The following is a 24,146-nucleotide window of genomic DNA, read 5'->3' as shown; positions in this document are numbered from 1 at the left end:
GCAGTTCCCCGCGCCCCTCACGGGCACTGCCGGCACCCCTTTGCTGTTACATACCGACCGGTTAGTCTGGCGTGACAGCCGGAGCCGCAGTCGAAGGAGACCGATGGTGGGAGCCGTTCAAGAAGCTGGTGTCGTCGTCACGGGGGCCGGGGGTGGGATCGGGGCCGCTCTTGCGCGGCGGTTTGCCGCCGAGGGGGCCCGGGTCGTTGTGAATGATCTCGATGCGGGGCGGGCCGAGGCTGTGGCCGAGGAGATCGGGGGGATCGCGGTTCCCGGGGATGCTTCCGCGATCGTCGCCGACGCCCGGGACGCGCTCGGCGGGACCATCGACGTGTACTGCGCCAACGCGGGTGTCGCCTTCGAGGACGCGGGTCCGGGGCGGCCGCTCGACGAGAAGTCCTGGGCCGTCTCCTGGGATGTCAACCTGATGGCCCATGTCCGTGCCGCCCATGAGCTGCTGCCTGAGTGGTTGGAGCGGGGGAGTGGGCGCTTCGTGTCGACCGTTTCCGCCGCCGGGCTGCTGACCATGATCGGGGCGCCCTCGTACAGCGTGACCAAGCATGGTGCGTACGCCTTCGCCGAGTGGCTGTCGTTGACCTATCGCCACCGTGGGCTCAAGGTGCATGCCATCTGTCCGCAGGGTGTTCGTACCGACATGCTGACCGCCAGCGGCAGCGCCGGTGACCTCGTGCTGCGGCCGACCGCGATCGAACCTTCTGATGTCGCGGACGCCCTGTTCAAGGGGATCGAGGAGGACCGCTTCCTGATCCTTCCGCACCCCGAGGCCGCCAAGTACTACCAGCTCCGGGCCACTGACCCCGACCACTGGCTGGCGAACATGAACCGCCTCCAGCAGAAGTGGGAGGAGACCCGGTGACCGACTCCCGCTACGCCGCCCAGCCCTGGCTGGCCCTGCTCGACGAGGCCCGGCTCGGTCCGATCGAACCCGCCGACTCCCTGGTGCACGCCCTGCGCGCGGTGGTGGCCGACAGCCCGGACCGCACGGCCCTCGCCTACTTCGACGGGCGGATCACCTATCGCGAGCTGGACGAGCTCAGCGACTCCGTCGCCGGGCACCTCGCGGGGCGCGGCCTGGAGCGCGGGGACCGCGTGGCGATCCTGCTGCAGAACTCGCCGCTCTTCGTGCTCGCCCTGCTGGGTGCGTGGAAGGCGGGCGCGACCGTCGTGCCGGTCAACCCCATGTACAAGTCGGGGGAGGTCGGTCACGTCCTGCGGGACGGTGAGGTGGCGGCGCTGATCTGCTCCGACCGGGCCTGGGAGTCGTATCTGCGGGAGACGGCCGCCGAATCGCCCGTGCGGATCGTGCTCACCGGGTGCGAGTTGGACTTCCAAACGCGTGGGGACGCGCGTGTGCTGAGCTTCGAGCGGCTGCCGCAGGCCGCGGACGCCGCCGATCTGGCGACCGTGGCCCGGGCCGGCTACAAGGCCCCGGAGGAGCGGGAGCTCACCCCGTCCGACATCGCGCTGATCAGCTACACCTCGGGCACCAGCGGCACCCCCAAGGGCGCCACCAACACGCACGGCAACATCATGCACAACGCCGAGCAGCAGCGCGTCGGACTCGCACTGCCCGAGGCGCCCGTCTACTTCGCCATGGCGCCGCTGTTCCACATCACCGGCATGGTGTGCCAGCTCGTCGGGTGTCTGAACGACGGGGGCACGCTCGTCCTCGCCTACCGCTTCGAGGCGGGTGTCGTCCTCGACGCGTTCGCCGAGCACCAGCCGCACTACACCGTCGGCCCCTCGACCGCCTTCATGGCGCTGGCCGCGCATCCGGCCGTCACCCGCGAGCACTTCTCCTCGTTCGAGATGATCTACTCCGGCGGGGCGCCGCTGCCGCCCGCACTGGTGGAGAAGTTCCGGGCCGACTTCGGGCCGTACATCCGCAACGGCTACGGCCTGACCGAGTGCAGCGCGCCCTGCGCCTCCGTGCCCCCCAACCTCGAAGCACCCGTGGACCCGGCCTCCGGGACGCTGGCCGTCGGGCTGCCGGTCCGGGACGCGATCGTCCGCATCGTCGACGACCAGGGTGCCGAGGTGCCCTTCGGCGAGCAGGGCGAGATCGTCGTCCGCGGGCCGCAGGTCGTGCCCGGCTACTGGCGGCGCCCGGACGCGACCGCGGAGACCTTCCCGGACGGCGAGTTGCGCACCGGCGACATCGGGTTCATGGACGAGCAGGGCTGGCTCTACGTCGTCGACCGCAAGAAGGACATGATCAACGCGTCCGGCTTCAAGGTGTGGCCGCGCGAGGTCGAGGACGTCCTGTACACGCATCCCGCGGTCCGCGAGGCGGCCGTCGTCGGGGTGCCCGACGGGTATCGCGGGGAGACCGTCAAGGCGTACATCAGCCTCCGTCCGGGCGCCGACATGGACCCGGGTGAACTCGCGATGTACTGCAAGGAGAGACTGGCCGCCTACAAGTACCCGCGGCAGGTGGAGATCCTGCCCGACTTGCCGAAGACGGCGAGTGGGAAGATCCTCCGTCGGGAGCTTCGTTCCCGGCCGCAGGACAGCGAATAGCAACGAACAGCAACGAACAGCGAACAGAAGCATGCAGAGAGCCCGGAAGGCAGGTGGCGGCACAGTGCCCAGGACGACGGACGGTGACGGTACTCCCGTCCCGCAGCGGCTGCTGGCCGCCGCCACCCGGCTCTTCGCCGAGCAGGGCTACGACCGCACCTCCGTGCAGGAGATCGTCGAGGCGGCCGGCGTCACCAAGGGGGCGCTGTACCACTACTTCGGCTCCAAGGACGACCTCCTGCACGAGGTGTACTCGCGGGTGCTGCGCCTCCAGCAGGAGCGCCTGGACGCGTTCGCGGACGCGGACGAGCCGATCGAGAAGCGCCTCAGGGGTGCGGCGGCCGATGTCGTCGTCACGACGATCGAGAACCTCGACGACGCGATGATCTTCTTCCGCTCGATGCACCATCTGAGCCCGGAGAAGAACAAGCAGGTGCGTGCCGAGCGCCGGCGCTACCACGAGCGCTTCCGTGCGCTGGTGGAGGAGGGGCAGGAGGCGGGGGTGTTCTCCAAGGCGACCCCGGCCGACCTGGTGGTGGACTACCACTTCGGGTCGGTCCATCACCTGTCGACCTGGTACCGGCCGGACGGGCCGATGAGTCCCCAGGAGGTCGCCGACCATCTGGCCGACCTGCTGTTGCGGGCGCTGCGGCCGTAACGGCACGAACATGGGCAAGGGGCGGTCGCCATTGGCGACCGCCCCTTACCGCATGCCTTAGAGGTACTTCTTCAGCTCCCGTCGCGCCAGCGACCGCTGGTGCACCTCGTCGGGGCCGTCCGCGATCATCAGGGTCCGGGCCCCGGCGTACAGCTCGGCCAGCGGGAAGTCCTGGCTCACACCGCCCGCGCCGTGCAGCTGGATCGCCCGGTCGATGATGTCGACGACCGCGCGGGGCGTGGCGATCTTGATGGCCTGGATCTCCGCGTGGGCGCCCTTGTTGCCGACCGTGTCCATCAGCCAGGCCGTCTTCAGCACCAGCAGGCGCAGCTGCTCGACGGTCACGCGCGCGTCGGCGATCCAGTTGTGCACCACGCCCTGCTGGGCCAGCGCCTTGCCGAAGGCCTGACGGGACACGGCCCGGCGGCACATCAGCTCGATCGCCCGCTCCGCCATGCCGATCAGCCGCATGCAGTGGTGGATACGGCCGGGGCCCAGACGGGCCTGGGCGATGGCGAAGCCGCCGCCCTCCTCGCCGATCAGATTCGTCACCGGCACGCGCGCGTGGTCGAAGATCACCTCGGCGTGGCCGCCGTGGTAGTGGTCCTCGTAGCCGAAGACCTGCATGGCGCGCTTGACCGTGACGCCCGGGGTGTCGCGGGGAACCAGGACCATGGACTGCTGGCGGCGGATGTCCGCTCCGTCCGGGTCCGTCTTGCCCATCACGATGAAGATCTTGCAGTCCGGGTTCATCGCCCCGGAGATGTACCACTTGCGGCCGGTGATGACGTACTCGTCGCCATCCCGCTCGATGTGCGTGGTGATGTTGGTGGCGTCGGAGGAGGCCACCTCCGGCTCGGTCATCGCGAACGCCGAGCGGATCTCACCCGCGAGCAGCGGCTCCAGCCATTGCTTCTTCTGCTGCTCGTCGCCGAACTGCGCGAGCACCTCCATGTTGCCGGTGTCCGGCGCCGCGCAGTTCGTCGCCGTCGGCGCCAACTGCGGGCTGCGGCCGGTGATTTCGGCCAGCGGCGCGTACTGGAGGTTGGTCAGTCCCGCGCCGTGCTCGGCGTCCGGGAGGAAGAGGTTCCACAGGCCCTGCCTGCGCGCCTCAGCCTTCAGCTCCTCCACGACGGCCGGGGTGTCCCAGGGAGAGGCCAGCGCGGCCCGCTGCTCCTCCGCCACCGCCTCGGCCGGGTAGACGTACTCGTCCATGAAGGCGAGCAGCTTGGCGCGCAGTTCCTCGGTGCGCGCGTCGAACGCGAAGTCCATGGTCTGTCAGCCTTCCTGAAGAGTGGTCAGGCCGTGCTCGATGAAGACGGGCACCAGGTCGCCGATGCGGTCGAAGCCGCGGCCGACCGTCTGGCCCAGCGTGTAGCGGTAGTGGATGCCCTCCAGGATCACGGCGAGCTTGAACCAGGCGAACGCCGTGTACCAGGAGACGGACGAGACATCGCGCCCCGAGCGGGCGGCGTACCGCTCGATCAGCTCGGCGGGGGAGGGGTGGCCGGGGGCCTCGGCGGTCGTGGAGACCGGGGAGTCCGCCATGCCCAGCGGCAGGCTGTACATCACCAGCAGGCCGAGATCGGTGAGCGGGTCGCCGAGGGTCGACATCTCCCAGTCGAGGATCGCCTTGATCCTGTCGTCCTCACCGATCAGGACGTTGTCCAGGCGGTAGTCGCCGTGCACCACGGCGGGCGCGGGCGACTGGGGGAGGTGACGGCCGAGCGTCGCGTGCAGCTCGTCGATGCCGGCCAGCTCGCGGTTGCGGGAGGCGTCCAACTGCTTGCCCCAGCGGCGCAGTTGGCGGTCCAGGAAGCCCTCGGGGCGGCCGAAGTCCGCGAGGCCCACCGACGCAGGATCCACCGCGTGCAGCTCGACCAGCGTGTCCACCAGGGCCAGCACTGCGTCCCGGGTGCGCTCCGGGCCGAGCGGGGCGAGCTGGTCCGCCGTGCGGTACGGCGTGCCCTCCACGAACTCCATGACGTAGAACGGCGACCCGAGCACCTGCTCGTCCTCGCAGAGCAGCACCGGGCGCGGCACCGGGACGTTCGTCGGGTACAGGGCGCTGATCACCCGGTGCTCGCGCTTCATGTCGTGCGCGGTGGCCAGGACATGGCCGAGCGGGGGCCGGCGTACGACCCACTTCGAGGTGCCGTCCGAGATCGCGTACGTGAGGTTCGACCGTCCGCCCTCGATCAGCCGTCCGGTCAGGGGGCCGTGCACCAGGCCGGGCCGCTCCTGGTCGAGCAGGCCGCGCAGCCGGTCGAGATCGAGGCCTGGCGGGTGGTCGGGGCTCATCGGTGCTCCTTACGCGCGCGTGAACGGGACTCGTCCCATCATGCCGACTGGTCGGTATGTCGTCCAGTGGGTGGGGTGAACGTGATCGGAGCCACGATAGGCCGACAGCTCCCCGCCGGGTGCGGCAGGGAGCTGTCGGGCTGTGCTTTTCGGCCGACGCGACCTCGGTGTCGGGCCTGGTGCCGGCGCCGGGTCAGTGGTCGTCCCAGTGGCCGTCGTGCGGGGCGTGTCGATGGCCGTCGTGCAGGTAGTCGACGTGGTCGCCGTGCAGGACGCTCTCGTGTCCGCAGCCCTCGCCGTGCCGGTGGTCGTGGCCCTGGTGGGGCGCATGCCCGTCCGGCTCGCACTCGTCCCAGTGGCCGCCGTGCTCGCGGTGCAGATGTCCGTCGTGTGCGTAGTCGACATGATCCCCGTGCTGCACCTGCATGTGTCCGCAGTCGGGGCCGTGGGTGTGGGCGTGGGAGGTGTGTTCCAGGTGAAGGGTGGTCATGGGGCTCACCTTCGGGAATTGCGGGTGATGACGTCGGACAGGGTGCCACGCGAAGGGTGCATATCGGGCTATTCGGCTTGCGTGGCGTGCAGGTACGCCGGAGGGTCGAACCCATGAAAGGCATCAGCTACGCACGGTACGGCGGACCCGAGGTGCTCGAGTACGGCGAGCTGCCCGACCCGAAGGTCGGCCCCGACGCGGTACTCGTCAAGGTCCGCGCGGCCGCCGTCAATCCCGTCGACTGGAAGTGCCGCGAGGGCCACCTCGACGGAATTCTCGACGCCGTCTTCCCGGTGGTGCCCGGCTGGGACGTCTCCGGCGTCGTGGTGCAACCGGGCGTGTCCGTCACGGAGTTCACCGCCGGGGACGAGGTCATCGGGTATGTGCGCGAGGACTTCCTCTCCCGCGGCACCTTCGCCGAGTACGTCGCCGCCCCCGTACGCACCCTCGCCCGCAAGCCGCGCAACCTCTCCTTCGAGGAGGCGGCCGGGCTGCCCCTGGTGGGGCTCACCGCCTACCAGGTGCTCGTCAAGGCGCTCCAGGTCAAGCGCGGCGAGACCGTCCTGGTGCACGCGGCGGCGGGTGGCGTCGGCTCTGTCGCCGTGCAGCTCGCCCGGCATTTCGGTGCGCGGGTGATCGGCACGGCGAGCGAGGGTAACCACGACTTCGTGCGCGGGCTGGGCTGCGAGCCCGTGGAGTACGGCGACGGGCTGGCCGAGCGGGTGCGCGGGCTGGCTCCCGAGGGCGTGGACGCCGTGTTCGACACCGTCGGCGGCGAGGCCCTGAAGATCTCGGCCGACCTGCTGGCCCCGGAGGGGCGCCTGGCGTCGATCGCCGACGGAGACGTCGTCGGCTACGGCGGCCGCTACTACTGGGTGCGCCCGGACGCCGAGGACCTGCTGCGGCTGACCGAGCTGGCGGAGGAAGGGGTCGTGTCGGTGCATCTGTCGCAGACGTTCCCGCTCGAGCGCGCGGCGGACGCGCATCGGCTCAACCAGGAGGGGCGGACGCGGGGGAAGATCGTGGTGACGGTGGAGTGGGAGGTCGAGCCGGCCGGTTAGCCTCCGGTCGCTGAGTCTGCTGAGTCTGCCGGTCAGAACACCAGTGCCGCTCCGCACACCGCCATGGCCACCGCGCACAGGATCGCCGCCGTGGCATGCCGGGGGGCCAGCGCCAGAGGGCTGTCGGACGACGCCAGGGTGCTTATGCGGCGGTGGGCGACGAAGAGGAAGCCCAGCCAGAGGGCGCAGCACAGGGCGCAGGCGATGATCCCGATCGCGGAGACACTGCCGTGCAGCGCCGTCTTCGCCGCGAGGACGGCGACGACGGTGCTCGCCAGCGTCGTACGCCGCCAGGCGAGCCGGGTCCGCTCCGGCTGCAGCCCCGGGTCGCGCTCCTGGCCTGCCACGGCGTTCACCCCTCCCACCCGACGAGCACGACGACGACCATCGCCACGGCCACGACCGCGACGACGATGCTCAGCACCGCGGGGAACCGCGAGACCGGCAGATCCTCGCCGCGGCGCATGGCGCGTTCGCAGCGCATCCAGTGGTTGACCGCGCGCAGGGAGCACAGCACGCCCGCCCCGAGCAGCGCGAGGGCGAGCCCCACCCGCCAGGCCCAGCGCAGGTCCGGCAGGAACTGGTCCACCGCGAAGCCGCCGCCGATCAGCGCGAGCGCGGTGCGCAGCCAGGCCAGGAAGGTGCGTTCGTTCGCCAGCGAGAAGCGGTAGTCCGGCGTGCGGCCGTCCTGCCGGACTTGCTCGGGGTCGAACCAGAGCCGGACGTTTCGCGCGAATTCGATCACAGTGTCGACTTTACCCAGCCTGGGGGCTGCCGCCCCCAGACCCCCGCTTCGGCCCTTGAGGGGCCTCGTCCTCAAACGCCGGACGGGCTGAAATACCTCGGTAAGCCTTCCAGCGCTCATACGCCGCCAGCCCGTCCGGCACCCACTCCCACTCCGCCAGCCGCCGTTCCACCTCCGCCTCCGGCAGGAAGTCGTGCCAGGCCACCTCCTCGACCTGGGGGCTGACCGGCAGGTCGCAGCGGACCTCGTACACCGCCGACCACCAGGTCTGGCCGGTGCCGTCGTCGTACAGGAACTTGAAGAGGAACCGCGGGGCCGGGAGACCGGACACGCCGAGTTCCTCCTCGGCCTCGCGCAGCGCCGCGTCGTCGTAGGACTCGCCCGTGCCGACCACTCCGCCGACCCACATGTCGTGGAGGGAGGGGAAGACCAGCTTGGTCGGGGTGCGGCGGTGGACGAAGAGGCGGCCGGCGGCGTCCCGGGCCTGGATGAAGACGCAGCGGTGGCGCAGGCCCTCGGCGTACGCCCTGCCGCGCGGGGACTGGCCGATGACCTGGTCGTTCTCGTCGACGATGTCGAGGATTTCGTCTGCGGGCGTCGTCATGCCGCCATCCAAGCAGGACGGCGTCAGTGGCGCTGCAGGTCCCGTACCCGCTGCGGCTTGACCGTGCCGCTCGGCATGCAGGGGTGCAGACCGAGCAGGACGATGCCGACGACGATCGCCGCCAGGCCGGACGCCTCCCAGGCGAGCGCCCCCGTGTCGGTGCGCAGACGGTCGCCCAGGAAACCCACTCCGCACAGGATGCCGGCGAGCGGCTGGGCCGCAGTGAGGGCGGGCAGTGACATGCGCAGGGGTGCCGTCTCGAAGGCGCTCTGGACCAGGACCAGGCCCGTGACGCCGAGCGCCAGCACGCCGTACGGCTGCCAGCCCGTCACCAGCTCGGTGAGGCCGCCCTCGGAGAAGCGCTGGCCGCTGACCCGGGTCAGCGCGTCCTGGACGCCGTAGAGGAGACCCGCGGCGAGGGCGAGGAGGACCGGGCCGGAGCTGAGGCGGGAGCGCTTGGCGTAGGTCGTCAGGAGCAGGGCGAGGCCGAGCATGGCGCCGATGATCAGCCAGTGGCGGAAGGGGTCGGTGACCGCGGTGCCGCCGCGCGGCTCGCCCGCGACGATGAAGGCCGTGACACCGCCCGCGAGCAGGGCGAGTCCCGTCCAGCCCTGGCGGCCCAGCGGCTGTCTGGTCTGCCTGCGGGAGAGCGCGAGGGCGAACAGGAGGTTGGTGGCGAGGAGGGGTTCGACCAGGGAGATCTCGCCCTGGCTCAGGGCGATCGCGCCGAGGACCATCCCGGCCACCATCAGCGCGATGCCGCCCAGCCAGCGCGGCACCTGCATCAGGTCGAACAGCAGACGCGGCGAGAGGAAGTCGCTGAGGGGTGCCCGCTGGGCCGCGTTCTGCTGGAGCACGAATCCGAAGCCCAGGCAGCAGGCAGCGCTCACGGCGAGAATCAGAACCAGAACGGACACGCTGCGTACCTCGAGTCAGATAGGCCGGGCCACGGGGTGCGTAGTGGGTGACTGTAGCGTCCCAGGGCCCGGCTTGCCCCTGGGAGTGCCCGGATCCGGGCAGTCGACTCGGTCACGTTGCCCGGACGATCAGGGGCGGTGAGCCGGTCGCCCTGTCATGGTGCGTGGGTGGGGCGGGGAGTGCCATGGCGTACGCCACAGAGCGAGCGATGGTTTGTGACATGCCGCCGGCGGCGGCCGGCAGCGCGGGCGGCGGTCGGATCACAAGTGCCTCTCCAGTAACGGAAGTTGACGCGAGTAACGCCTGCCCCTCCCTTGACGCAAAGTGTTGGCTGGGGGTTTGCTGTGCGTGATCAGTTGACGGCAAACCGAAACCAGACGACGCCGGTGTGATCCGCCGGACAGGCCCTGGCCGCGTCGCGTGAGGAAGTTCCCGCGGTGTCCCCACCCCCGCCACCCCTCGCCCCGCGTCGTAAACGCGCGGCCCAGGCCCTTGACGCGGCCCTGGACGATGCCGAACTCGTCGGCGCCCGGGCCGCGTTGACACAGGGGCGGTGGCAGGCCGCGCGGTCCTTGCTCGTGCAGACGGGGGACGACTGGGACCGCCGCGGGCATCGGGTCACCGTGCTCGCGCTGGAGCCGTACAGCGCTGCCTGGGCCCGCGACTGGCTGCTCGCCGAGCCCGATTCCGCCGACGCCGCCGTGCTGCTTGCGCTCGCGCTGGTCCAGCGCGCGTTACGGGGCAAGGAGAAACCGGACCGGGCCCGCGAGGCCTGCCGGGACGCCGCCGCCCTCGTACCCGCCGACCCCACCCCGTGGCTCGGCCTGCTCATGCTGGAGCGCGACCCGGGCCCGGAGGGGGCCGTCGAAGGGCTCTTCGCCGAGGTCCGCGACCGGTACGCCGACCACCACCACGCCCACCACCTGATGGTCGCCCGCCTCGCCGAGCGGCACGCCGGCAGCGGCCCCGACCCGCTGCACGAGGTCTACGACTTCGCCAACCGCTCCGCCCTGCACGCCCCCGCCGACTCCCCCCTCGCCATCCTGCCGGTCGTCGCCCACGCCGAGCGCTACCGCGTGCTGGCCGCCGCCGGGCACGAGCCCGGGGACCCGGCCGCCTCCGGCCACTGGAGCGGACGCCGGGCCCGGCAGGTGCTGAAGGCCGCCTTCGACTGGTGGCTGGAATGGGAGCACGAGGGCCACCCGCGCCGTCTGGTCGACCTCAACTTCCTCGCCCACGCCAAGGTCTGCGAGGGCCGGGGCGCCGAGGCCGCAGCCCTGTTCCACCGCATCGGCGAACACGCCACCCCCGCCCCCTGGTCGTACCCGGACCGCGATCCGCACCCTGCCTTCCGTGCCGCGCGCGCCACCGTGCTCGGCAGGGCATGACACACACTCCCGACCCCGACAGAAGGACGGTCCCTCGATGACCACGGGCAGCATCAGTACTTATCTGGGGCAGGAACGCGCCCTGCGCGCCGACCGCCTGGGCGCGGGGGGCCTGCTGCTCTCCGTGCTCGCCGCGACCGCCCCGCTCATGGTGGTCGCGGGTGTCATGCCCACCACATTCGCGGTGATGGGCATCGTCGGGCAGCCGCTGCTCTTCGTCGCCCTCGGCGTGGTGCTGGTCCTGTTCAGCGTCGGCTATGCCGAGATGAGCCGGCACGTCCACAACGCGGGCGCCTTCTACGCGTACATCTCCCGCGGACTCGGCGGCACCGCCGGAGCGAGCGCCGCCCTGGTCGCCCTCGTCGCCTACAGCGCGCTCCAGGTCGGCATCTACGGCATCTTCGGCTTCGAGGTCTCCGGGCTGTTCGCCACCTACGCCGACCTGGACGTCGCCTGGTGGATACCGGCGCTGGCGGCCGTGGCGGTCGTCGGACTGCTGGGCTGGCTGAAGATCGACGTCAACGCGCGCGTGCTCGGCGTCCTGCTGGTCGTCGAGGTGATCCTCGTCGTCGTCTTCGACATCGCCTCGATCGCCGACCCGGCCAAGCAGGGCCTGTCGCTGCACGCCTTCAACCCGGACACCCTCACCGGGGCCGGCGTCGGTACCGCCCTGTGCTTCTGCATCGCGGCCTTCACCGGCTTCGAGCAGGCGCCTGTGTATGCGGAGGAGACCAGTCGCCCGCATGTCCTCGTCCCGCGCGTGATGCTGCTCGCGGTGGGATTCGTCACCGTCTTCTTCGCGATCAGCTCCTGGGCGTACACCGTCGCCACCGGCCCCTCCGCGATCGTCGGCGCCGCGCAGAAGCAGAGCGCCGGGCTGCTGTTCTCCCTCACCGAGTCCCGGCTCGGCTCCACCTTCACGGACGTCCTGCACGTCCTGTTCGTGACCGGCATGTTCGCGGCCCTGCTCAGCTTCCACAACGTCGTCGCCCGGTACGCCTTCGCCATGGGCCGCGAGGGACTGCTGCCGCGCACCTTCGGCCGTACGACCGGTGCGAGCGGCGCGCCCGGCACCGGCTCGCTGCTGCAGAGCGCCGTCTCCGCGCTTGTCGTGATCGCCTTCGCGGTCGCCGACGACAAGCCGGCCGGCGACCCGACCGAGCCCGTCCTGCACCTGTTCACCTGGCTCGGCAACATCGGCGCCCTCGGTGTGATCCTGCTGATGGCGGCCGCCTCCGTGTCGGTGATCGTCTTCTTCGCGCGGCGCGGGGCGGCGGGCGCCCAGGCCTGGCGGCTGGTCACCTCCGCACTCGCCGCCGTCGCCCTGCTCGTGATCGCCGGCTACACCGTCAAGGACTTCGACGTCCTCGTCGGCGCCGGCCCGGACTCGGCCCTCAGCTGGGCGCTGCCCGCCATCATCGGCCTCGCCCTGGCCGTCGGCCTGGTCCAGGGCCTGTTGCTGCGCTCTCGCTCGCCCGAGGCGCACGCCCGCATCGGGCTCGGCAACGAGGCGTTCCAACTGGACAAGGCGGCGCAGGAGGCGTCGTAGGACCGACGGATTGCCGAGGGTTTCTGAGAACGCCGTAAGAAGTGATTACGGAACTCTGACGAGCACCCGCGATTCCTGGTCCCGCCGGGCATCCGGGTGTTCGAATGGGTACGTGAACTCCGAACAACCCGAGGAGCCGGGCCGCCCGACGCCCGAGGCACGCGGTACTCCGGTCGGGCGCCGAGTCCTGCTCGGCACCATCGGCCTGGGCGCCCTGGGCGTGGTCACCGCGCCCACCCTGCAGCGCGCCATGGAGGGCTTCCTCGGCGCGGCGGCAGGCAAGGACCCCACCGGCCTGACCGGCCTGCTCCCCAACGGCGGCGGCTTCCGCTACTACTCGGTGGCCTCCTCCGTGCCGCACAGGAACGCCACGAACTACCGCCTCACGGTCGACGGCCTCGTCGACCGCCCGAAGACCTACACCCTCGACGACCTGCGCGCCATGCCGCAGACCCGGCTGGTCAAGGACGTCCAGTGCGTGACCGGCTGGCGGGTCCCGGGCACGCCCTTCGAGGGGGTGCGGCTGTCCCGGCTGCTGGACGCCGCGGGAGTGCGCTCCACTGCCGGGGCGGTCCGCTTCACCTGCTTCGACGGCACGTACACCGAGAGCCTCACCCTCGACCAGGCCCGCCGCTCCGACATCCTGGTCGCGCTGCGCATGCAGGACAAGAACATCGGCCACGACCACGGCGGCCCGGTCCGCCTCTATGTGGCGCCCATGTACTTCTACAAGTCGGCCAAGTGGCTGTCCGGCATCACCGTCACCGAGGACGTGAGGCCGGGCTACTGGGAGGACCGGGGCTACGACGTCGACGCCTGGGTCGGCCATTCGAACGGGCGGGACGATGAGCCTACGAGCTGAGGCGCACACGCCGCCGGCCACCGAGGTCCGCCGGTTCGGCCTCGTGCAGAAGTGGGTGCACCGGACGACGGCCGCGCTGATGGGTGTGTGCGTGGTGACGGCCGCCTTCCTCTACATCCCGCAGTTCGCCGAACTCGTCGGCCGCCGCGAGCTGGTGGTCCGCGTCCACGAGTGCGCGGGGCTCGCCCTGCCCGTGCCCGTCCTGGTGGGCCTGGTCTCCCGCCGCTTCCGCGCCGACCTGGGGCACCTGAACCGCTTCGGCCCGCACGACAGGGTCTGGCTGCGCGGGGCCCTGGTCCGGGACAAGCGGCGGTCGGCGCGCCCGGCGGCCAAGTTCAACGCAGGGCAGAAGATCTACGCCGCCTGGATCGCCGGGGCGACATGGGTGATGCTCGGCACGGGCCTGATCATGTGGTTCACCCACCTCACCCCGCTGATGTGGCGCACCAGCGCGACCTTCGTCCACGACTGGCTGGCCCTCACCATCGGCATCGTCCTCGCCGGGCACATCGGCATGGCGATCGGGGATCCGGAGGCGCGCAGCGGACTACGGACCGGGAAGGTGAGCCGTGAGTGGGCCGAGCGGGAGCATCCCTTGTGGCGTCCCTGACGGTGCCTCCGGCGAGGGGACTGCGGTGGGCACCGTGACCGTGAAGGCGTTTTTGAGGCGCGCCTCGGTGTTCCCATAGCGGACGACGACGTCGACGGTGCGGTCCGTCCGTGGTGCGGTGATTGGTCGTGGGTCGGCTGCTGGTTCGTTGTGGCTGGTCGCGCAGTTCCCCGCGCCCCTTTGGGGCGCTGTTGCACCGCACAGCACATCGCTGAGCCCGTCCAGAGGCGGCACCACGACGGACAGCACCAGCCTGTCGCCCGTCTGCGACCGCAGCACGGGCGGCCCTGCGGTCTGCCGCCCGCCGATGAACACGCTGCCGAACCGCAGCAGTTCGGCGTGGTCGAAGTAGGTGCCGCGCAGCTCGATCCCGACCGTGTCGCCCGGCTGGGCCTCACTCCTGTCCACCCCGGCGATTCGATAGGCGCAGGCGGGCGTGCCACCCGAGGCGGCCTTCAACTGCACGGTGGCGCCCGGGTGTTGCCGGTGGTAGTCCAGCAGCCCGCCGAGTACGGCGTAGGCGGCACGGCCCTTGCAGGTGTCGGCCTTGCCCGCGAGCGCGCTGTACTCCCGGGCCGCTGTGCCCCAATTTCCGCCCCGGCCCTGCACGGCAAGACAGGCACCGGCCAGCGCGCGCAGCAGGCGCCACTCCGGGTCCCCGGAGACCGGCGGGATCACCTTGAGGGCGGCCTGGCACTGGGCGGGGTCGCGGAGCTTGTCGTAGACGCTCGACGGGTCGGGTACGGCGTCGGCGTTGGGCGAGACGGGGCCAGGCGGGAGCCAACTGGGGCTCAGGAGGGGCCTGTTGCCGGGGGAAGGGGCAGACGAGGTGCTCGGCGATGGCGCGGCGGTGCTGCGGCTGTGGCGCGGACTGCTCGGGCCGACCGTGCCGCGCGCCGCCCCGGCGGGTGATGTGCGGGGAGTGGGGGAGGCTGGTGACGCATGGGCACCGGGGCTGTCCGACGGTCCCGCCGTCACGATCGTGCCCTCCCCGCCCCCTCTGCCCTGCGTACCACTCCCGTCACCACCGAAGGCCGTGAAGGCCACCGCCACCGCTCCGACCACGAGCAGCCCCGAGACACGCATCCCGAGGGAAACCGCCATGACGCCCCCCCGACCCCCAGCGCCCCCTGGAGGCCGTGTCCAAGGGTCTCCCCATCATGACCGAGCAGTACCGCGCCCCGATAGGGGCGCGGGGAACTGCGCGACCAGCCCCCACTAACCCGCGGGTTGGCTACGGCCTTATCCACCGAAGTCCAGCAACACCTTGCAAGAACGCCCCCGGTCCGCAGCCAAAGCAAAGGCAGACTCGGCCCCCCGGACCGGAACCACCGCACTGACCAGCCCGTCGAACGCCGGCTCCGCGGCCAGCAGCGACAGCGCCTCGTCGAACTCCGTGTCGAAGCGGAACGCTCCCCGCAGTTCGATCTCCCGGCTCACCACGAGGTTCCCGGCGAACGGGCTCGGCCCGGGCGGCAGCATCCCGAGCTGGACGACGACCCCGCCGCGCCGCACCAGCCGCAGACAGGTGTCGAGCCCCGCGGCCACCCCGGACGCCTCGACGGCCACGTCCACCTCGGACGGCCATCCGGTGTCGGCCGGATCGTCGGCGCGGACGAGGGTGTCGGCGCCCGCGAGACGCGCGTACTCCAGGGCCGCCGGGAGGAGGTCGGTGACCGTCACCCGTGCGGCGCCCGCCGCCTTCGCCGCCGCGACCACGAGACAGCCGATGGGACCGGCGCCGGTGACCAGGACGTGCCTGCCGCGTACGTCCCCGGCCCGCCGCACCGCGTGCAGGGCGACGGACAGCGGCTCGGCGAGGGCCGCCCGGCGCAGCTCCAGTCCCTCCGGAAGCGGCCTCAACTGCTGGGCCGGTACGACGACTTGGGCCGCGAACCCGCCCTGGACGTGCGGGAAGCGCGCCGCACTGCCGAGGTAGCGGGTGTCCCGGCAGACGTTCCGCCGCCCGTCCGCGCACTCGGGGCAGACGCCGCAGGGTGTCGCGGGGTGCACGGCAACGGCCGTACCGACGGCGGGACCCGAGGCGTCCGGGGAGCCGTACGAGACGACGGTCCCGACCACCTCGTGCCCCAGCAGCATCGGCTCCTTCAGACGGAAGTCGCCGACGCCGCCGTGCCGCCAGTAGTGCAGGTCGGAGCCGCAGACGCCGCCGTAGCGTACGGCGATCAGAGCCTCGCCGGGTCCCGGCTCCGGGACCGGCAGCTCGTCGACCCGCAGATCGTCCTGACCGTGGATCACACAGCCCAGCACCATGGCAGCCCCTTTCACAGCACGCTCGTCATTCCGCCGTCGACATACAGCACCTGCCCGCTCACGAAGTCCGCGGCGGGCGAGGCGAGGAACAGCACCCCGCCCACCAGGTCCTCGGTACGCCCCCAGCGGCCGGCCGGGGTGCGGCGGCGCACCCAGGCGCTGAACTCCTCGTCCTCGACGAGGGGCCTGGTCAGTTCCGTCTCGATGTAGCCGGGGCCCAGGCCGTTGACCTGCACGCCGTACGGGCCCCAGTCGGCGCACATGCCCTTGGTGAGCATCTTCAGGGCGCCCTTGGTGGCCGCGTAGGGCGCGATGCCCGGACGGACCACCTCGCTCTGCAGCGAGCAGATGTTCACGATCTTGCCGTGGCCGCGTTCCGTCATCCGGCGAGCCGCCTCCCGGCCGACCAGGAACGCGCTGGTGAGGTTGGTGTTCAGGATGCGGTGCCAGTCGCCGTCCGTGAACTCCAGGAGCGGGGCGCGCAGTTGCATGCCCGCGTTGTTGACCAGAATGTCGAGCGGGCCGACCCGCTTCTCGACATCCGCTATGCCCGCCTTTACCGATGAACCATCAGTGACGTCGAACACGGCCGTGTGGACGTCGCCGGGCAGTTCGGCCGCCGCCTTGGTGAGGCGGTCGGCGTCCCGGCCGTTGAGGACCACCGTGCAGCCGGCCTCCGCGAGGCCGCGGGCCAGGGCGAGGCCGATGCCGCGGCTGGAGCCGGTGACCAGGGCCGTACGGCCGCTGATGTCGAAGAGAGGGTGACTCATTCCCGTACCCCTAGATGACCAGTGAGAGAAGGAGGACCAGACCGCCCGCGACCACCGAGATGATCGTCTCCATGACGGACCAGGTCTTGATCGTCTGGCCGACGTTCAGGCCGAAGTACTCCTTGACCAGCCAGAACCCGGCGTCGTTGACATGGCTGAAGAAGAGCGAGCCGGCGCCGATGGCGAGGACCAGTAGCGCGGTGTGCGTAGTCGACATGTCGGCCGCGAGCGGGGCGACCAGGCCGGCGGCCGAGACCGTCGCCACCGTCGCCGAACCGGTTGCCAGGCGGATGCCCACCGCGATCAGCCAGGCCAGCAGCAGGGCGGGGATCGACCAGTCCTTGGAGATGTCCAGGATCATCTGACCCACTCCGGTGTCGATCAGCGTCTGCTTGAAGCCACCGCCCGCGCCGACGATCAGCAGGATGCCGGCGATGGGCGCGAGACCCTTCTCGACGAGCGGAGTCAGCCGCTCCTTGCCGAAGCCGGCGGGCCTGAGCAGTGTGAAGATGCCGAGCAGCACGGCGGAGAGCAGGGCGATCAGCGGGGAGCCGATGACGTCGAAGACGCGCTGGGTGAGGTTCGTCGGGTCGTCGATGACGATGTCGACCAGGGCCTTGGAGAGCATCAGGACGACCGGGAGGAGGATGGTGGCGAGGGTGGCGCCGAAGCCGGGGCGCTGCTCCAGTTCCTCCGAGGCTCGCTGCGGAAGCATCCGGTCGGGAGCCTGGACGTCCACCCAGCGGGCGGCGACCTTCGAGAACAGCGGTCCGGCGATGATCACCGTCGGGATGGCTATGAGGACGCCGAGCGCGAGCGTGACGCCGAGATTGGCCTTGACCGCGTCGATCGCGACCAGCGGACCGGGGTGCGGCGGGACCAGGCCGTGCATCACGGAGAGGCCCGCGAGGGCCGGGATGCCGATGCGCATCAGGGAGTAGTTGCCGCGCTTGGCGACCATCAGCACAACCGGGATCAGCAGCACGACGCCGACCTCGAAGAACAGCGGCAGACCGATCACCGAGGCGATCAGCACCATCGCCCACGGCATCGCCCGGCCTCCCGCCTTCGCGAGGATCGTGTCGACGATCTGGTCGGCCCCGCCGGAGTCGGCGAGCATCTTGCCGAGGATCGCGCCGAGGGCGATCAGCACGCCCACGCCGGCGACCGTGGTGCCGAGCCCGCCGGTGAAGCTGGCGATCACCTTGTCGAGCGGTGCCCCGGCGATCGCGCCCAGCGCCAGCGAGCCGATGGTCAGCGACAGGAAGGCGTGCAGTTTGAACTGGGTGATGAGCAGGACGATGACGGCGATGCCCGCCAGTACGGCGAGGCCCAGCTGAGCGTGGCCGGCCGAGGTGATCGGCGCGACCGTGTCCGCTGCCAGCATCTCGACGCTGAGTCTGGTCACGGGGGTTCCCTTGCAGGTACGGGGATGGGGGAGGGGTGCGGGGGGTGCGTGCTACTTGGCCGGGCGGGACAGGGCGTCCAGTGCCTGTACGGCCCGGGCGGTGATCTCCTCGGGGCTTCCGGTGACATCCACCGCCACGCCCGCCTCGTCCGGCTGGAGCGGCTGGAGCGTGGCGAACTGGGAGTCGAGCAGCGCCGTGGGCATGAAGTGGCCCTGCCGGTGCGACATCCGGTCCTCGATGAGGGCACGGTCGCCCGTGAGGTGCACGAAGACGACACCGGGGGCGGCGGCCCTGAGCCGGTCGCGGTACGACCGCTTCAGCGCCGAGCTGCTGACCACCCCGCCGAGCCCGGCCCGCCCGTGCGCCCAGGCGCCGATGGCGTCGAGCCACGGCCACCGGTCCGCGTCGTCGAGCGGGACGCCGGCCGACATCTTGTCGATGTTGGCCTGCGGGTGGAAGTCGTCGCCCTCGGCATACGGAACGCCGAGCCGGGCCGCGAGCAGGGGACCGATGGTGGTCTTGCCGGTGCCCGCCACGCCCATGACCACGACGACATGGGGGGTGCGCAGCTGCTGCATGGTGCTCTCACTGTCTTCTTCGACATCTGGACGCCAACCGGCGTCGACGACACTGAAACCGATTAGGTACGACGAATTCAAGAGGCCGTGACGAATAAGTCTGACTTTTTGTTCGTGTGACCTGCCCCGTACGCTGAGTGCATGACCACTCCGGGCCGGGGGCTGCACGGCCATGTACTGGACTCCCTCGGCCCCGCGATCACCGCGGGCGACTACCCGCCGGGCAGTGTGCTGCGCACCGACGAGCTCGCCCAGCGCTTCGACGTGTCACGCTCGGTGATGCGCGAGGCGGTCCGCGTGCTCGAATCCATGCACCTGGTCGAGTCGCGCCGGCGGGTGGGCGTCACCGTACGCCCGAAGGCCGAGTGGAACGTCTACGACCCGCAGGTCATCCGCTGGCGGCTGGCCGGCGCCGACCGCCCCCACCAGCTGCGCTCGCTGACCGTCCTGCGGTCTGCCGTCGAGCCGGTCGCCGCGGGCCTCGCCGCCCGACACGCGACCGCCGAGCAGTGCGCCGAACTCACCGAGTCCGCGATCGGTATGGTCGCCAACTCCCGCGGCCACAAGCTGGAGGAGTACCTCGTCCATGACATGGCCTTCCACCGGGTGATCCTCGTCGCGTCCGGCAACGAGATGTTCGCCCGGCTCGGAGATGTCGTCGCCGAGGTCCTCGCGGGCCGCACCCACCACGAGGTCATGTTCGAGGACCCCGACCCGGCCGCCGTCACCCTGCACGTCCAGGTCGCCGAGGCGGTCCGTGAGGGCGACGCGGCTCGCGCGGAGAAGCTGACCCGGGAGATCACGGTGGGTGCGCTTCAGGAACTGGACATCCTGGCGCCGTAGTAGCCCTTATCCCTCGGGGAACTCCCCGTCGACGTACACCCAGGCTCCCTCGACCCGCTCGAACCGGCTGCGCTCCAGCAGTGAACCGCCCTTGTACGAGGCGCGGAAGGTCACCGTGCCCGTGCTGTGGAAGGCCGAGCCGTCGGTGGTGTCGAGGATCTCCAGGCCGCTCCAGTGCATGCCGGGGTCCAGGTCGAGTGTCGCCGGGCGGGTGCGCGGGTGCCAAGTGCGCAGCAGGTACTGCTCGTTGAGCTTCACGAAGGCGCTGTAGCGCGAACGCATCAGTGTCTCGGCGGTCGGCGCGGCGGCCTCACCCCGGTGGAATCGGCCACAGCACTTTTCGTACGTCTCCGCAAGACCGCAAGGGCAGGAGGGGTTGTGAACTGGGGCGGAGCCGTGCTGCCGCCGGGATTGCGAGGTACGTCGGGACATGGGCTCCATTCTGCTGCACCAAGGCCTGTGTGAAATCTGTGAAGCGCCTGTTCCGACACGCGCACATTCGGTGTGGGTCGTGCACGCCTACCTTCATCGAACCTCCTTTCGGACTGGCGTGAACACGCCTTGTTGACTCAACCGCCAACTCACCATGGTGGGCACAGCACTTGAGCATCAGGAGTCACAAGCGTGCGTGCTTGACCCGGGCGGCCGTCCGTCCGGGGCACTGACGGGGGAAGCTGATACGGGGTGTGCGGACCGGCGCGACCAGGGCGCGTCGGGGGACTGCCGCGCGCCGCCGTGCCCAAACCTCTCCCCTCTGCCGCCTCTTGGTGCCTTTCACCGGTGCCTGAGAAGGGATAGGAGGGGGAATGCCGACGAATGCCGCGGCCGCCAGGCCGACGTATCCGGGCGTCTACGTCGAAGAGCTTCCCAGCAGCACTCGCACCATCTCCGCCGTGACCACTTCGGTGACCGCATTCGTGGGGCACACCCGGCGCGGCCCGCTGAACGAGCCGGTGCGCGTCACCGGATTCGCCGACTTCGAGCGGCGCTTCGGCGGGCTGAGCGCGCAGAGCCCGCTCGCCTACGCCGTCCACCAGTTCTTCGGCAACGGCGGCTCCGTCGCCGTGATCGTCCGGGTCGCCAAGGCGGGCAGCGGCAAGGCCGCCTGCGTCGTCCTGGAGTCCACCGAGGGCCACAGCGCCGGTCCTGCTCTTGAGGTCCACGCCAAGGAACCCGGCGTCTGGGGCAACGGCCTGCGCGTCGCCGTCGACTACGACACCCCGGACTGCGAAGCCACCTTCAACCTGCGGGTCTACGACGCCAAGGGCGACGCCCGCGAGAGCTTCACCGGCCTGTCCATGGACGCCGGCAGCGGGACCTATGCACCCACGGTGGTCAACGCCGGGTCGCGGCTGATCCGCGTCGAGGCCGTCGGCGAGGGCCGCCCGGACCCGTCCGGGACCGTCTCCAAGCCGTTCGGGCACGAACTGCCGGACCTGGCCGTCGACCTGACAGTGAAGATCGGTGACGTGGAGCGCGAGTTCAAGCTCTACGACCCCGACTGCGACGGCGAAGCCCCGTGCTCCGTCGCCGAGTTGGCGCTGCTCCTGGAGCGCAAGCTGCGGGCGCTGCCCGACGCGCCCGGCAAGCACGCCTTCGCGGGCGTGGAGGTCACCGCGTTCGGTCGCCGTATCCAGGTGGTCGCGGGCTCCACCGACCCCGAGGACGTCGTCCGTTTCCTCGGCGAGTGCGCCAACGACCTGGGCCTGGAGGCCTCGGTCAACCCGCCGGTGTTTCCGCTGGAGGGCGGCGAGGACGGCGCGGCCCCCGGCCCGCGCGACCTCATCGGTTCCGAGGCCGACAAGACCGGCATCCAGGCGCTGCGCGGAGTGGCCGACGTCAATCTGCTGTCGCTGCCCGAGCTGGCCTCGTACGAGAAGATCGACGACGCCCTCACCGTCGTATCCGCAGCTCAGCGGCTGTGCGAGGAGCGGCGGATCTTCCTGCTGGTCGACGCGCCCAGCACCTGGGTGAGCGTGGACTCGGCGCGGGCGGGCCTGTCGGCCTTCGACCCCGTGCGCGGCAATCACGCCGGCTTGTACTTCCCGCACATCCAGCTCACCGACCCGCTCACCGGGCGGCTGCGCGCCTTCCCGCCGTCCGGCGCGGTCGCGGGCGTCATCGCGCGCACCGACTCCGAGCGCGGCGTCTGGAAGGCACCGGCCGGCACGGAGGCGCAGCTCATCGGAGTGCACTCGCTGACCGTCGAGCTGACGGACCGTGAGACCGGGCTGCTCAACCCGCTCGGCGTCAACTGCCTGCGCACCTTCCCGGTCACCGGCCCGCTGGTGTGGGGCGCGCGCACGCTGGAGGGCTCCGACGCCCTCGACAGCGCATGGAAGTACGTGCCCGTGCGACGGCTCGCGCTGTATGTGGAGGAGAGCCTCCAACGCGGCCTGCAGTGGGTCGTGTTCGAGCCCAACGACGAGAGCCTGTGGCAGCAGATCCGGCTGTCCGCGTCCTCGTACCTGCACACGCTCTTCCGCCAGGGCGCCTTCAAGGGCAGCACCCCGCGCGAGGCGTACTTCGTCAAGTGCGACAGCGAGACCACGACGGACGAGGACATCGCGAACGGTGTCGTCAACGTGCTGGTCGGGATCGCGCCGGTGCGGCCGGCCGAGTTCGTGGTCGTCAAGATCCAGCAGACGTCCGGGCAGTTCGCTCTCTAGCGGCCCGTCAATCTCGGAGAGCTGAAGGAAAACGATGGCTGAGTTCACGGTCAACGCGCATCGCTTCGACCCCTACAAGAACTTCAAGTTCCTTGTCCTGTGGGACGGTCGGACGGTCGCCGGCATCAGCAAGATCAGTCCGCTGAAGCGGACCACGGAGGTCGTCAAGCACCGCAACGGCGGCGACCCCTCCTCCCCGCGCAAGTCGCCGGGCCGCTCCGAGTTCGACGGCATCACCCTCGAACGCGGCGTCACCCACGACCCCGAGTTCGACCGCTGGGCCAACAAGGTCTGGCAGGTCGGCGCGGGGCTGGGGTCGGAGGTGTCCCTTGCGGACTTCCGCAAGGACATCGTCATCCAGGTCCTCAACGAGGCCGGTCAGGTCGCCGTCTCGCACAAGCTCTACCGGACCTGGCCCAGCGAGTACCAGGTCCTCGGCGAGCTGGACGCCAACGCCAACGCGGTGGCCATCCAGTCGCTGAAGCTGGAGTGCGAGGGCTGGGAGCGGGACTACGAGGTGCCCGAGCCGGAGGAGCCTTCGTTCCTCAACCCGGCCTGATCCGGGGGTAGTTGAGCGAAACGGGGAGGGACATGGCGATCACCGGGGCGGCCGAACTGCTGGCCGCCTGGGAGACCGGGCTCGGCGAGGCACCGGTCGGACGGGCGCTGCTGCTGCACCGCACGGCTCGGCCCGACGTCGACACCGGGAGGCTGCCGCAGCTTCCGGTGGGCGAGCGCGAGGCGGACCTGTTCGCGCTGCGCCGGGCGCTGTTCGGCGAGCGGATGCAGGTGCGGCTGGAGTGCGCCGCGTGCGGGACGGACATGGAGTTCGACCTGGACGCGGGGCAGCTCGCGGGTTCGCTCGGCGGGCGCTCCTCGGCCTCTGCCCCGGCTTCGGGCGAGTCGGTCGTACGGGTGCAACTGGACGGCTGGGACGTCGAGTTCAGGCTGCCCGGGGTCGCCGACCTGCAGGCCGCGGCCCGGGCGGCCGACCCGCGTGCGGCGCTGCTCGCCCGGTGCCTGGTCTCGGCGGTGCACAACGGGACGGCCGCGGCGGCGGGGGAGTTGCCCGTGCCGGTGCAGCGCCGGATCGCCGAAGCCGTCGAGGCGGCCGACCCGGGCGCCGACCTGGTGATCGGCGTCGCCTGCCCCGAGTGCGGCGAGGCCACCCGCGCCGAGCTCGACATCGCCTCCTACCTGTGGACCGAACTGGACGCCTGGGCACGGGACGTGCTCCTGGACGTCCATCTGCTCGCCACCGCCTACGGCTGGAGCGAGCCGGAGATCCTGGCGCTCAGCCCGACGCGGCGCCGCTACTACCTGGAGCTGTGTGCGGATGTCTGACACCCAGGGCGCGCCGGACTCCCCCGACTTCTTCGATCGGCTGATCGCGCGGCACACGGGCCCGCGACCGGCCGCGGTGCGGGTACGGCCCCGGCTGCCCGGCCCGTTCGAGCGGGTCGAGGCGGTTCGGGCTGCCGCACCGGCACCGGAGGAGGACGCGCTGCTGTGGCCCGCGATCACGTCGGCTGCTGCCGCGCCGCCGGATGCGCCCCGTCCGTCGGCCGCTGCGACGCGTACGCACACGGAACGGGAGCGGACCGTCGTCCGCACCGAGCGGGAGCCGGTCGACCCGCTTGCGCGTCCGTCGGCGCCGGTCCGCGACGAGGCGGCGCTGCTGCGCCCCGTCGTGCCCGTCGCGCCGGGGCTCAGGCCGCTGCCCGATGCCGGGCGGCGGGCGGCCGGCCGGGCGCGCGCGGAGCCCGGACCTGCACAGACCCCGGTGTCCATGCCCATCCCCCCGGGCACGGACACCGCTCCCCAAGCCGTGGCGGCGGCGCGGCGACCCACGCCCGCCCTCAAGGCGGGCGCACGC

At 71.1% G+C, this 24,146-nt stretch carries 26 protein-coding genes; 13 read left to right on the top strand and 13 right to left on the bottom strand.

Annotated features, from left to right (window positions below; genetic code table 11):
• The first annotated feature begins 103 nt into the window (after positions 1-103).
• The 3 genes from P2Q00_RS43220 (at position 104) to P2Q00_RS43210 (ending at position 3,199) form a co-directional block, all read left to right on the top strand.
• Positions 104-877 carry an SDR family oxidoreductase gene (locus P2Q00_RS43220; RefSeq protein WP_275780257.1) on the top strand — a complete coding sequence of 258 codons (774 nt, stop codon included), beginning with the start codon at positions 104-106 and terminating at the stop codon, positions 875-877.
• Complete coding sequence (locus tag P2Q00_RS43215) at positions 874-2,541, top strand: long-chain-fatty-acid--CoA ligase (RefSeq protein WP_275780256.1); 1,668 nt, start codon at positions 874-876, stop codon at positions 2,539-2,541. Before P2Q00_RS43220 ends, P2Q00_RS43215 begins: the two co-directional genes overlap by 4 nt.
• A gap of 64 nt (positions 2,542-2,605) precedes the next feature.
• The gene (locus P2Q00_RS43210; RefSeq protein ID WP_099927728.1) at positions 2,606-3,199 is read left to right on the top strand and encodes a TetR/AcrR family transcriptional regulator; all 594 of its coding nucleotides are present in this window, start codon (positions 2,606-2,608) and stop codon (positions 3,197-3,199) included.
• Between the two features lie 57 nt (positions 3,200-3,256).
• Here P2Q00_RS43210 and P2Q00_RS43205 read toward each other — a convergent pair whose 3' ends face one another.
• The 3 genes from P2Q00_RS43205 to P2Q00_RS43195 form a co-directional block, all read right to left on the bottom strand.
• Positions 3,257-4,471, bottom strand: coding sequence for an acyl-CoA dehydrogenase (locus tag P2Q00_RS43205; protein WP_275780255.1), 1,215 nt, complete (start codon positions 4,469-4,471; stop codon positions 3,257-3,259).
• 6 nt (positions 4,472-4,477) lie between these two features.
• Positions 4,478-5,500: a phosphotransferase family protein gene (locus P2Q00_RS43200; protein WP_275780254.1), complete on the bottom strand. Its 1,023-nt coding sequence runs from the start codon at positions 5,498-5,500 to the stop codon at positions 4,478-4,480.
• A 193-nt stretch (positions 5,501-5,693) separates the two neighbouring features.
• Positions 5,694-5,990, bottom strand: coding sequence for a hypothetical protein (locus P2Q00_RS43195; RefSeq protein WP_275780253.1), 297 nt, complete (start codon positions 5,988-5,990; stop codon positions 5,694-5,696).
• A 113-nt stretch (positions 5,991-6,103) separates the two neighbouring features.
• Between P2Q00_RS43195 and P2Q00_RS43190 the strand changes: the two genes are divergently transcribed.
• On the top strand, positions 6,104-7,051 hold the full coding sequence (locus tag P2Q00_RS43190; RefSeq protein ID WP_275780252.1) for an NADP-dependent oxidoreductase: 948 nt from the start codon (positions 6,104-6,106) through the stop codon (positions 7,049-7,051).
• A gap of 32 nt (positions 7,052-7,083) precedes the next feature.
• On the opposite strand, the gene P2Q00_RS43185 is transcribed toward P2Q00_RS43190, so the two are convergent.
• Genes P2Q00_RS43185 through P2Q00_RS43170 form a run of 4 tightly spaced genes read right to left on the bottom strand, consistent with a single transcriptional unit; the run spans position 7,084 to position 9,317 of the window.
• Positions 7,084-7,407, bottom strand: coding sequence for a DUF202 domain-containing protein (locus tag P2Q00_RS43185; RefSeq protein ID WP_275780251.1), 324 nt, complete (start codon positions 7,405-7,407; stop codon positions 7,084-7,086).
• Entirely contained in the window at positions 7,404-7,796 is a 393-nt protein-coding gene (locus P2Q00_RS43180; RefSeq protein ID WP_275780250.1) for a YidH family protein, read from the bottom strand. The genes P2Q00_RS43185 and P2Q00_RS43180 overlap by 4 nt, the downstream gene beginning before the upstream one ends.
• Positions 7,797-7,806: 10 nt before the next feature.
• Complete coding sequence (locus P2Q00_RS43175; protein ID WP_275780249.1) at positions 7,807-8,400, bottom strand: NUDIX hydrolase; 594 nt, start codon at positions 8,398-8,400, stop codon at positions 7,807-7,809.
• 23 nt (positions 8,401-8,423) lie between these two features.
• The gene (locus P2Q00_RS43170) at positions 8,424-9,317 is read right to left on the bottom strand and encodes a DMT family transporter (protein ID WP_275780248.1); all 894 of its coding nucleotides are present in this window, start codon (positions 9,315-9,317) and stop codon (positions 8,424-8,426) included.
• A 438-nt stretch (positions 9,318-9,755) separates the two neighbouring features.
• Between P2Q00_RS43170 and P2Q00_RS43165 the strand changes: the two genes are divergently transcribed.
• The 4 genes from P2Q00_RS43165 (at position 9,756) to P2Q00_RS43150 (ending at position 13,727) form a co-directional block, all read left to right on the top strand.
• Positions 9,756-10,706 (top strand): hypothetical protein, encoded by a 951-nt coding sequence (locus P2Q00_RS43165; RefSeq protein WP_275780247.1) that lies wholly within the window; start codon positions 9,756-9,758, stop codon positions 10,704-10,706.
• 37 nt (positions 10,707-10,743) lie between these two features.
• On the top strand, positions 10,744-12,255 hold the full coding sequence (locus tag P2Q00_RS43160; protein WP_275780246.1) for an APC family permease: 1,512 nt from the start codon (positions 10,744-10,746) through the stop codon (positions 12,253-12,255).
• A gap of 112 nt (positions 12,256-12,367) precedes the next feature.
• Complete coding sequence (locus P2Q00_RS43155) at positions 12,368-13,117, top strand: molybdopterin-dependent oxidoreductase (RefSeq protein ID WP_275780245.1); 750 nt, start codon at positions 12,368-12,370, stop codon at positions 13,115-13,117.
• A complete protein-coding gene (locus P2Q00_RS43150; protein ID WP_275780244.1) occupies positions 13,101-13,727 on the top strand; it encodes a cytochrome b/b6 domain-containing protein in 627 nt (208 codons plus the stop codon). The genes P2Q00_RS43155 and P2Q00_RS43150 overlap by 17 nt, the downstream gene beginning before the upstream one ends.
• Here the strand turns inward: P2Q00_RS43150 and P2Q00_RS43145 are convergent.
• The 5 genes from P2Q00_RS43145 to P2Q00_RS43125 form a co-directional block, all read right to left on the bottom strand.
• Positions 13,665-14,831, bottom strand: a complete 1,167-nt coding sequence (locus tag P2Q00_RS43145) for a hypothetical protein (protein ID WP_275780243.1) — start codon at positions 14,829-14,831, stop codon at positions 13,665-13,667. The two genes, P2Q00_RS43150 and P2Q00_RS43145, sit on opposite strands and share 63 nt — an antisense overlap.
• 138 nt (positions 14,832-14,969) lie before the next feature.
• Positions 14,970-16,001: an L-idonate 5-dehydrogenase gene (locus P2Q00_RS43140; protein WP_275780242.1), complete on the bottom strand. Its 1,032-nt coding sequence runs from the start codon at positions 15,999-16,001 to the stop codon at positions 14,970-14,972.
• Between the two features lie 11 nt (positions 16,002-16,012).
• Entirely contained in the window at positions 16,013-16,771 is a 759-nt protein-coding gene (locus tag P2Q00_RS43135; protein WP_275780241.1) for an SDR family oxidoreductase, read from the bottom strand.
• 10 nt (positions 16,772-16,781) lie between these two features.
• On the bottom strand, positions 16,782-18,179 hold the full coding sequence (locus tag P2Q00_RS43130) for a GntP family permease (RefSeq protein ID WP_275780240.1): 1,398 nt from the start codon (positions 18,177-18,179) through the stop codon (positions 16,782-16,784).
• Between the two features lie 51 nt (positions 18,180-18,230).
• Entirely contained in the window at positions 18,231-18,758 is a 528-nt protein-coding gene (locus P2Q00_RS43125; protein WP_275780239.1) for a gluconokinase, read from the bottom strand.
• Positions 18,759-18,899: 141 nt separating this feature from the next.
• On the opposite strand from P2Q00_RS43125, the gene P2Q00_RS43120 reads away from it, so the two are divergent.
• Positions 18,900-19,601, top strand: coding sequence for a FadR/GntR family transcriptional regulator (locus P2Q00_RS43120; protein ID WP_275780238.1), 702 nt, complete (start codon positions 18,900-18,902; stop codon positions 19,599-19,601).
• Positions 19,602-19,607: 6 nt separating this feature from the next.
• Here P2Q00_RS43120 and P2Q00_RS43115 read toward each other — a convergent pair whose 3' ends face one another.
• A complete protein-coding gene (locus P2Q00_RS43115; RefSeq protein ID WP_275780237.1) occupies positions 19,608-20,033 on the bottom strand; it encodes a YchJ family protein in 426 nt (141 codons plus the stop codon).
• Positions 20,034-20,407: 374 nt separating this feature from the next.
• On the opposite strand from P2Q00_RS43115, the gene P2Q00_RS43110 reads away from it, so the two are divergent.
• From P2Q00_RS43110 to P2Q00_RS43095, 4 genes are all read left to right on the top strand, one after another.
• Positions 20,408-22,270: a phage tail sheath C-terminal domain-containing protein gene (locus tag P2Q00_RS43110; protein ID WP_275780236.1), complete on the top strand. Its 1,863-nt coding sequence runs from the start codon at positions 20,408-20,410 to the stop codon at positions 22,268-22,270.
• 34 nt (positions 22,271-22,304) lie between these two features.
• A complete protein-coding gene (locus tag P2Q00_RS43105) occupies positions 22,305-22,829 on the top strand; it encodes a phage tail protein (protein WP_232651785.1) in 525 nt (174 codons plus the stop codon).
• A gap of 32 nt (positions 22,830-22,861) precedes the next feature.
• Positions 22,862-23,614, top strand: coding sequence for a T4 family baseplate hub assembly chaperone (locus tag P2Q00_RS43100; RefSeq protein WP_275780235.1), 753 nt, complete (start codon positions 22,862-22,864; stop codon positions 23,612-23,614).
• Positions 23,607-24,146: hypothetical protein (locus P2Q00_RS43095; RefSeq protein ID WP_275780234.1), on the top strand; the 540-nt coding region annotated here is incomplete at its 3' end. The genes P2Q00_RS43100 and P2Q00_RS43095, both read left to right, overlap by 8 nt.

Source organism: Streptomyces coacervatus, from assembly GCF_029223485.1.
GTDB lineage: Bacteria > Actinomycetota > Actinomycetes > Streptomycetales > Streptomycetaceae > Streptomyces > Streptomyces coacervatus.
The sequence above is the reverse complement of the archived record's forward strand: the minus strand, read 5'-3'. Positions and strand labels throughout refer to the sequence as shown.